Source organism: Micromonospora sp. NPDC002411, assembly GCF_053592955.1.
On the sequence record NZ_JBSFBM010000290.1, the window covers coordinates 1 to 8,486 of the forward strand.

Below are 8,486 nucleotides of genomic sequence, written 5' to 3' on the forward strand. Positions count from 1 at the left end.
GGCCGGGTCGGCGCTGCCGCGCTGACAGGTGCGGCCGGGTCGGCGCTGCGGGCTTGAGATCACGCCGACCGGGTAGGCGCGCCGGGTGGGGCCGACGGGGCCCCTGCCGGGAGGGGCGTGCGGTGCGGCTGACGGGAGTGTCCCGGGAGTCCGGTTGGACCGGCCTGTCCGTGCAGACCACGCTCCCCAACCCGAGCACCCGGCCGGGCCTGCGCCTGCCGGGGCGGGTGACAGTCGCGGCCGGGCCAGAGGACGTGCTGGTCCGGCACATCCGGCTCGGTCTGGTCACCACAGTCGAGCCGGACGACCCGTCCGCCGCCCGACGACTCGTGCAGTTCCACCAGGTGCCGATCGCCGGTCGGTTCGTCGTGCCGGCCGGGCGGCGGAGAGCTGTCGACTTCGCCATGCCGTTGCCCTGGGAGACCCCGGTGACGACCTTCGGTGGGGTGCCGCTGCTGAGTCTGCGGATGGGTCTGCGGACCGAGGTGTCCGTCGACCCCGACCTCGACCAGGGGGCGATGGTGCCTGTCTTCGTGCACCCGCTACCCACCCAGCAGCACGTGTTCGCGGCGTTGGACACACTCGGTTTCTCGATCCGCCAGGCGGGGTTGCAGCAGGGTGAGCTGCCCGGGGTGGAGCAGACCCTGCCTCTGCACCAGCGGTGGGGTTTCTGGGTCGGCCCGCTCTACGCCGGCCCGATCACCGAGCTGGAGGTGATCTTCGTGACGAACTCGGCCGGCCTGGAGGCGATCCTCTGGATGGATCGCCGGCTGGCGCTGGCCGGCATCACCCACCAGAGCATCAGCAGGTTCCGGATCTGGCACGAGGACGCCGGCCGGCGGGACTGGGTCGCCACCGTGGACGGCTGGCTCCGCCAGGCGATCAACCGGCACGCCGCAGCTGCCGCCCACGCCGACTGGTCCGCGCAGATCGGCGGGTCCGCCCACGTCAGCCGGCACCCCGACGAGCCGATCCGCCCGGGCTTCGGGCTGGGCGGCACCGCTGGCGGTGCAGGCGTCGGTGGTGGCGGGTCCGGCGGCGGTGACGGCACCTGACAGCCCCGCCCCGCCCCCGCCCCCCGCCAACCCCGTCGATCATGGAGTTGTGGTGGGAGGAAAATCCTGCTTCACCCCCTTTGGGGGCACCACAAGTCCATGATCGACGCGAGGGTCAGCGCCAGCGCCGACGGGTCAGCCGGCGGTCGCGGTGGCCAGCTTGAGGCTGAAGGCCAGGAACAGGGCGGCCACGGCGGTGGTGCCGCCGGCGGCCAGGCGGCGACGTTGCCGGAACTGGGCGGCCAGGAAGGTGCCTGCGAAGATCAACGCGGTCAGGTAGAGCGCGCTGGTCACCTGTGCGATCAGGCCGAGGAGCAGGAACGACAGCGCCGGCCAGGCGTAGTCGGGGTCGACGAACTGGATGAAGAACGAGATGAAGAACAGGATCGCCTTCGGATTCAGCAGGCTGATCACCAGCGCCTTGCGGAACGGGCTGCGCATCGCCGCAGGCTCCGCGGCGTCGATGAGCCGCGGCGTGCTCGGGTCGTTGCGGTCGCGCCAGCGCCGCACGGCGCCGAGCAGCATGGTCACCCCGACATAACCGAGGTACGCGGCGCCGGCGTACTTGATCACCAGGAACAGCGGCGGGTACGCCTTGAGCAACGACGCCACCCCGGCAGCGGAGAGGAACATCAGCACCCCGTCGCCGACGAACACGCCACCGGCGGCCCGGTAGCCGACCGCGACGCCTCGTTTGGCCGCGGTGGAGAGCACGAAGAGTGAGTTCGGCCCGGGCAGCAGGATGATGGCCACGGTGCCCAGCACGTATGTCCAGATGTCGGTGATCCCCAGCACGCCCGCCATCATCACGCCACCGGTGCCGTGCGGCGAAGTCTTTCTCGCAGCCTGGCCTGTGCGTTCGGCCACTCGTCGACGGTCATCGCGTACTGGACGGTGTCCCGCCAGGAGCCGTCCGGGCGTTGCCGGTGCATCCGCAGGACGCCTTCCCGGGTCGCGCCGAGCCGTTCGATGGCCGCCTGGGAGCGGACGTTGCGGATGTCGGTGTGCCAGGCCACCCGCACCGCGCCCAGGTCGTCGAAGGCCCGGCCGAGCAGCAGCAGCTTCGCCTCGGTGTTGATCCCGGTACGCCACCAGGGCCGGCCGAGGAAGGTGTGCCCGATCGCCACCGCCCTCCGCTCCGGGTCGATGTCGTAGTAGGACGTGCTGCCGACCACCGCCCCGGTGGCCGCGCACCGCTGCACCCAGGCCACCCGCTCACCGCGGTGCTGTGCGGCCAGGGCGGTGCCGATCACCGCGGCGGTCCCATCGGGCGCGGTGGGTGCCGTCACGCTGAGGTGCCGCCACACCTCCGCGTCCTCGGTGGCGGCGTGCAGCTCCTCGGTGTGGGCCAGGTCCAGCGGCTCCAGCCGGACGTGTTCGCCGTGCAGCGACACCGGGTCGTGCCACTGCGTGCGGGCCGTACGCAGGAACGCCGGCAGCGGTGCGGTGACGCCGGCGTCCGGCTCGGGTTGTCCGGGGGTCAACCGCAGCGGCAGCACGCCGGCCCAGTGCGGCAGGTGCAGGTCGTCCTCGTCCTCGCGGACCCCACCGCTGCGGGACCGGACGGAGACCTCGCGCAGGGGTAGCGCCAGCACGGCCGTCTCGGCCAGCTCCCGTCGGCTGGGCGGACGGGTGTCGGTGCTGCGTCCCGAGCCGACCTTCTCCACCAGCGCGGTGAGCATGGCGAGCTTCTCCCGCTCGTCGGTGACCAGTCGCGCGGTGCCGTGCGCGACGACCGAGCGGTAGTTGGCGCTGTGGTGGAACTGGGACCGGGCGTAGACCAGCCCGTCGAGCAGTGTCACCGCGACGCAGACCGGCAGCCCGTCGCCCCGGGCGGCGAGCAGTGGCCGGCTTCCGGTGGAGCCGTGCAGGTAGAGGGTGTCGCCGATGCGTACGTGCAGGGTGGGCAGCACCCGTGGCTGGCCGTCGACGGTGAACCCGAGCGCGCAGTCGTACGCCTCGTCGAGCACGGCGTGGGCGGCGGCCTCGTCGTAGCTCATCTTGTCGCGGGAGCGGTGGGGTGTGGTCCGGGCGGTGGGTGGATACATGCGCGCGCCCCTTTGTTCTAGTACAATCTCCTGTTTGTGTCAGCACGCTATCAGCTCAGTGGTACGACGGCCGTCGAGATTTCGGCCGGCATCGAGTCGGGCATCCGTACCGGCGCGCTGTCTCCGGGGGCCCCGCTGCCACCGGTTCGGGCGCTCGCCGCCGACCTGGGTGTCAGCCCCGCCACCGTCGCCCGCGCCTACCAGGAGCTGCGCCAACGTGGCCTGCTCGTCACCGCCGGACGGCACGGCACCCGGGTCCGCCCCAACCCCCCGGTGGCCGCCCGCCGCTCCGCGCTACGCCCGCCCCCACTGCCCGGGGCCCGGGACCTGTCCCGGGGCGAACCTGACCGCCGGCTGCTCCCTCCACTCGGCCCGCACCTGGCGGCGCTCGCCGCCGACACCGGCCCGTCGGTCAGCTACTCCGACGCCGGAGTGCTGCCCGAGCTGGCCGAGGCCGCCCGCGCCCGACTGGACGCCGACGGCGTGCCCGCCGGGGAGCTGACCATCACCGGCGGCGCGCTGGACGGCATCGAGCGGCTGCTCGGCGCCCACCTGCGCCCCGGCGACGCGGTCGCGATGGAGGACCCGGGCTGGGCCAACCTGCTCGACCTGGTGGCCGCGCTGGGGCTGCGCCCGATCGGCGTACCCGTGGACGACGAGGGGCCGATGGTGGCCGGGGTGGCCGCCGCGCTCGCCGCCGGAGCGCGGGCGCTGGTGGTCACCAGTCGGGCCCAGAACCCGACCGGCTCGGCCATCTCCGCGGAGCGCGCCGAGGCGCTGCGCGCGCTGCTCGCCGGCCGGCGGGACCTGCTGCTGATCGAGGACGACCACGCCGCCGAGCTGGCCCGCGTACCCCTGCACCCGCTGGCGGGGGCGACGGCGAGCTGGGCCTTCCTGCGCTCGGTGAGCAAACCTTTCGGCCCGGACCTGCGGCTCGCGGTGCTGGTCGGCGACGAGACAACTGTGGCCCGGGTGGCCGGTCGGACGCGGGTCGGCGCCGGCTGGGTCTCCACGGTGCTGCAACGGCTGGTCCTCGCCCTCTGGAGCGACCCGGCCGTCGACGAGTTGGTGCGGCGGGCGGCGCAGAGCTACGAGCAGCGACGCGACGGGCTGCTGACCGCGCTGGCCGAGCACGGCCTGCGGGCGCACGGCCGCAGCGGCATCAACGTCTGGCTGCCGGTGGCGGACGAGACGAGCGCGGTCACCGCGTTGCGGGACGCCGGCTGGGCGGTGGCCCCCGGCGCCCTCTACCGGATCGCCGCCGCGCCCGCCGTGCGCGTCACGGTCAGTTCGCTGCACACCGACGACCTCGCCCCCCTCGCCGCCGCCCTGGCCCACGCCGCCAACCCCACCCCACCCCCGGGGTTCCCCACCTGACCGGCCGCGCTCCGCCACCGTGCGCCCGGTGTCGGCGGGACCGATGGTTCGCGCAGAAAGTACGAGGTTGCGAGGATTCGGGGTGAACGGGACGGGTATGCGGGCCGCCGGAGGTGGGGACCATGGCTTCTCCCGGAGCACGCAAGGGAATCTGGATCGTGGTGGCGCTGGTGATCATCATCATCGTCATCGTGTTGATCGCTATCGCTTCCGGTGGTGACGGCGGCGGAAACGGCTACTGACGCGGTGCGACCGGCGGGCGTACCCGGCACCGGGCATCGAACGGGTATATAACAGTCGGCATGGCCGAGCAGACCGGGAACGCCCCGGGCGCCCAGCGGTTCATCCCGCCCGACGCCGACACCATCGACGCCCTGCGGACCGCCGCCGGCGGCTGTCGGGGCTGCGAGCTGTACCGGGACGCCTCGCAGACGGTCTTCGGCCGAGGCGACGAGAGCGCCCGGGTGGTGCTGGTCGGCGAGCAGCCGGGCGACATGGAGGACCAGAAGGGGCTGCCCTTCGTGGGCCCCGCCGGTCGGCTGCTGCGTCGCGCCGTCGACGACGCCGGGCTGGACCCGCGTCACCTCTACCTGACGAACGCCGTGAAGCACTTCCGTTTCGAGCTGCGCGGCAAGCGGCGGATCCACCAGACCCCCGACCAGGTGCACATCACAGCCTGCCGACCCTGGCTGGTAGCCGAGTTCGCCCGGTTGCGCCCGGAGATCGTGGTGGTGCTCGGCGCGACCGCCGCCAAGGCGCTGCTCGGGCCGTCCTTCCGGGTCACCCGGCAGCGGGGCGAGTTGCTCCCCTGGCCCGCCTCGGCCCAGCACCCGGAGGACTTCCAACGGGTGCCGGTGGACAACGCCGGCGAGCGCGCCGACGCGCCGCAGGCTCGCCTGCTGGCCACCATCCACCCGTCCGCGGTGCTGCGCGCCGACGACCAGGACAAGGCGTACGAGGGTCTGGTCGCCGACCTCACCGTCGTCACCCGCGCCCTGCCCGAGTAGTCCGGCGCGAGGCTGCGGGGGCTCAGCCGTCCGTCGTGATCTTGCTGAACACGTCCTTTGCGGCGATCAGGCCGTCTCGGACCAGGTAGAGATCCACTCCGCGCAGCACGGTGCCGTCCTCCGCCTGCGGCCAGCTCCACTCGCACAGGACCCGGTCGCCGGCCGCCCGCACCGCACCGAGGGTCGGGCCGTTGCCGAGCTGGTCGGCGAAGGCGCGGCACACCGCGTCCCGCCCTCGCAGGGTTCGGGCCGGCCCGTCCCAGGCGCTCGGACTGTAGAGCACGTCCTCGGCAAGGCAGGCGGCCACCGTGGTCAGGTCGCCCCGATGCCACGCGTCGTTGAAGCGTTCGACCAACCGCGTCCCGGCATCGCCCATTGCGGCACCATAGGCGCGGTCCACGCCGGAAGCGACTCCGTTCCCGCCGCCGACGTGCTCGGCAGCGGCGGGCGAGCCGATACCTGCCGGAAACGGCACTGCGCGATCCACGAAACAGCCTCTCTGCAGACTCATGCGAGTCGATCTTGTAGGGGAGGCGCGATGAGCGGTCAGACACAGTCGACGGTGAGCCGGCGTGGGTTCCTGCGGGCGGTGGGAGTCAGTGGTGGTGCCGGTGCGATGCTCGCCACGATGGGCGCGATGGGCCTCGCTCCCAGCGCGGAAGCGGCGGTCACCCCGGCATTCCGGCCGCCGGAGCGGTCCGACTTCACGCTGACCGGGCGGCCGGGTGCCAGCGTGGTCATCCTCGGGGGCGGCATCGCCGGTCTCACCGCCGCCTACGAGTTGGGCAAGGCGGGTTACCGCTGCACGATTCTTGAGGCGCGGCACCGCGTCGGCGGGCGGAACCTGACCATCCGCGGCGGCGACGTCGAAACCGACCTCGATGGACGGACGCAACGTGCGGGCTTCTCCGACGGGGTCTACTTCAACGCCGGGCCGGGCCGGATCGCGCAGTGGATGGTGACCATGGACTACTGCCGGGAACTCGGAGTGCCCGTCGAGGTCTTCACCAACCAGAACGCCGACGCCTGGATCTACAACGAGTCCGCCGGTATGACCGAGCCGGTCCGGTACCGCACTGCCAAGGCCGACGTGTACGGCTACGTCTCGGAGCTGCTGGCGAAGGCCACCGACCAGGGCGCGTTGGACGCCCAGCTCACCGCCGAGGACCGGACCCGGCTCCTGGCGTTCCTGCAGAGCTTCGGTGCGATCGGCGGACGCACCAACGGATGGGCGTACACCGGGACCAGCCGTCGGGGCTTTGCCGCCTATCCGGGCGCGGGCAACGACGTGGGCAGCCCTCTCGGTGCGCCCCCGGCGCTCTCCGACGTCTTCGCCAGCAACGTCGGCCGGTACTTCTCCTTCGAGTTCGGCTACGACCAGGCCATGCTGATGTTTCAGCCGGTCGGCGGCATGGACCAGATCCCCCGGGCCCTGGCAAAGGCGGTGGGCACGCACCGGATCCGGCTCGACGCCGAGGTGACCGGGGTGACCGACCGGGGCGGCGCCGTCGAGGTGACCTATCGGCAGGGTTCCCGGCAGGCGCAGCTCACCGCCGACTACTGCGTGGCCACGCTGCCACCGCACCTGATGGCCCGCGTACCCCACAATCTCGGCACGGCGGTGACCGCCGCCCTGGCCGACTTCCCGGTCACCGCCGCCGGCAAGATCGGTCTGGAGTACCGCAGCCGCTGGTGGGAGACCGACCAGCGGATCTACGGCGGCATCACCGAGACCGACCTGGACCTGTCGCACATCTGGTACCCGTCGCACGGCTTCCACGGCAAGCGCGGCCTGGTCGTCGGCTACTACAACACCGGTGCGAACGCCAGGGCGTACAGCGGGCTCACACCCGAGCAGCGCAGGGAGCGCGCGGTCGCCCAGGGTGTGAAGATCCATGGTGACAAGTACCGCAGCGAGCTGGTCACCTCGTACTCCCACGCCTGGGACCGGACGCGCTACATCGAGGGCGCCTGGACCTCACCTCGCTACGGCACGGCCGGTTACAACCTGTTGCTCCAGCCGGCCGGGCGGGTCTACTTCGCCGGGGACTGGCTGAGCCACGAGGTGGCCTGGCAGCACGGCGCGTTCGTGGCGGCCCGCTCGGCGGTGTCGTCGCTGCACCAGCGCGTGATGGCCGGCTGACCGACCAGGCCGACCGGGCGTATCCGTCCCGGTCCGCGCGCCCGGTTCAAGGCCCGACCAAGATCCGCGCAACGTCGGGGGAAGTGCTGCCTCCGGGCACGCTGAGACAGCAGCATCCCTGACGTTGCGCGGATCATTGGGCGGGGCGCGCGGCGGGGCGGCGGGCGGCGGGTTGGGTGCGCGAGGATGGGGCCACCCTCTTCGTAAGGAGCGCCGATGGCCACCGACCTGACCGCGTCGGGCACCGCCGCTCGCCCCGACATCGCGTCGATCCAACGCCGTACCCTGCGGCTGCTCTTCACCACCCAGATCGTCGGCGGCGTCGGCGTCACCATCGGCATCGCGGTCGGCGCGCTGCTCGCCGCGCGGATCGCCGGCACCGCGGTGGCCGGTGTGGCACAGAGCGCCGGGGTGGTCGGCGCGGCGTTGCTCGCCGTCCCGGTCACCCGGATCATGGCGCGGCACGGGCGGCGACCAGGGCTGGTGGTGGCGTACGCGGTCGGTGCCGTCGGCGGCGTGCTCGTGGTGCTGTCCGCGATGACCCACTGGATCCCGCTGCTCTTCCTCGGCATGTTGCTCTTCGGTGGGGGCACCGCCGCGAACCTCCAGGCCCGCTACACGGCCGTGGACCTCGCCGAGCCGGCCCGACGAGGGCGGCAGCTCTCCCTGATCGTCTGGGCGACCACCATCGGTGCGGTGGCCGCACCGAACTTCGCCGCCCTGGCCGACCGGGTCACCACCGGCTGGGGGCTGCCCCCACTCGCCGGCCCGTTCGCGTTCAGCTCGGCCGCGTTCGTGCTGGCTGCCGTCGTACTCCTCGGGTTGCTCCGGCCCGACCCGCTGCTCACCGCGCGGC

7 protein-coding genes and 1 pseudogene are annotated in these 8,486 nt (G+C 72.8%); 5 read left to right on the plus strand and 3 right to left on the minus strand.

Annotated elements, in window-relative coordinates; all coding sequences use genetic code 11:
* Nucleotides 1–122 precede the first annotated feature (122 nt).
* Nucleotides 123–1,055 (plus strand): sporulation protein, encoded by a 933-nt coding sequence (locus ACWCO3_RS26915; RefSeq protein WP_145784959.1) that lies wholly within the window; start codon nt 123–125, stop codon nt 1,053–1,055.
* A gap of 135 nt (nt 1,056–1,190) precedes the next feature.
* Here ACWCO3_RS26915 and leuE read toward each other — a convergent pair whose 3' ends face one another.
* Together leuE and ACWCO3_RS26925 are read right to left on the minus strand one after the other, a co-directional pair.
* A complete protein-coding gene (gene leuE / locus ACWCO3_RS26920) occupies nt 1,191–1,862 on the minus strand; it encodes a leucine efflux protein LeuE (protein ID WP_269680531.1) in 672 nt (223 codons plus the stop codon).
* Complete coding sequence (locus ACWCO3_RS26925) at nt 1,862–3,103, minus strand: bifunctional pyridoxamine 5'-phosphate oxidase family protein/GNAT family N-acetyltransferase (protein WP_450012678.1); 1,242 nt, start codon at nt 3,101–3,103, stop codon at nt 1,862–1,864. The genes leuE and ACWCO3_RS26925 overlap by 1 nt, the downstream gene beginning before the upstream one ends.
* 36 nt (nt 3,104–3,139) lie before the next feature.
* On the opposite strand from ACWCO3_RS26925, the gene ACWCO3_RS26930 reads away from it, so the two are divergent.
* Both ACWCO3_RS26930 and ACWCO3_RS26935 read left to right on the plus strand, forming a co-directional pair.
* On the plus strand, nt 3,140–4,480 hold the full coding sequence (locus ACWCO3_RS26930) for an aminotransferase class I/II-fold pyridoxal phosphate-dependent enzyme (protein WP_450012680.1): 1,341 nt from the start codon (nt 3,140–3,142) through the stop codon (nt 4,478–4,480).
* Nucleotides 4,481–4,782: 302 nt separating this feature from the next.
* Nucleotides 4,783–5,487, plus strand: a complete 705-nt coding sequence (locus tag ACWCO3_RS26935; protein WP_357933823.1) for a UdgX family uracil-DNA binding protein — start codon at nt 4,783–4,785, stop codon at nt 5,485–5,487.
* Nucleotides 5,488–5,509: 22 nt separating this feature from the next.
* Here the strand turns inward: ACWCO3_RS26935 and ACWCO3_RS26940 are convergent, their stop codons facing one another.
* On the minus strand, nt 5,510–5,863 hold the full coding sequence (locus ACWCO3_RS26940; RefSeq protein ID WP_145784955.1) for a nuclear transport factor 2 family protein: 354 nt from the start codon (nt 5,861–5,863) through the stop codon (nt 5,510–5,512).
* Nucleotides 5,864–6,025: 162 nt separating this feature from the next.
* On the opposite strand from ACWCO3_RS26940, the gene ACWCO3_RS26945 reads away from it, so the two are divergent.
* Both ACWCO3_RS26945 and ACWCO3_RS26950 read left to right on the plus strand, forming a co-directional pair.
* On the plus strand, nt 6,026–7,630 hold the full coding sequence (locus ACWCO3_RS26945; RefSeq protein WP_450012683.1) for an FAD-dependent oxidoreductase: 1,605 nt from the start codon (nt 6,026–6,028) through the stop codon (nt 7,628–7,630).
* 216 nt (nt 7,631–7,846) lie between these two features.
* Nucleotides 7,847–8,486: pseudogene (locus ACWCO3_RS26950) on the plus strand (MFS transporter); the annotation flags it as partial.

Excerpts from the sequence above, each read along its gene's own strand:
- ACWCO3_RS26940 (WP_145784955.1), bottom strand. The coding sequence starts at position 5,863 with ATGGGCGATGCCGGGACGCGGTTGGTCGAACGCTTCAACGACGCGTGG.
- ACWCO3_RS26925 (WP_450012678.1), bottom strand. The coding sequence starts at position 3,103 with ATGTATCCACCCACCGCCCGGACCACACCCCACCGCTCCCGCGACAAG.
- ACWCO3_RS26935 (WP_357933823.1), top strand. The coding sequence starts at position 4,783 with ATGGCCGAGCAGACCGGGAACGCCCCGGGCGCCCAGCGGTTCATCCCG.
- ACWCO3_RS26945 (WP_450012683.1), top strand. The coding sequence starts at position 6,026 with ATGAGCGGTCAGACACAGTCGACGGTGAGCCGGCGTGGGTTCCTGCGG.
- leuE (WP_269680531.1), bottom strand. The coding sequence starts at position 1,862 with ATGATGGCGGGCGTGCTGGGGATCACCGACATCTGGACATACGTGCTG.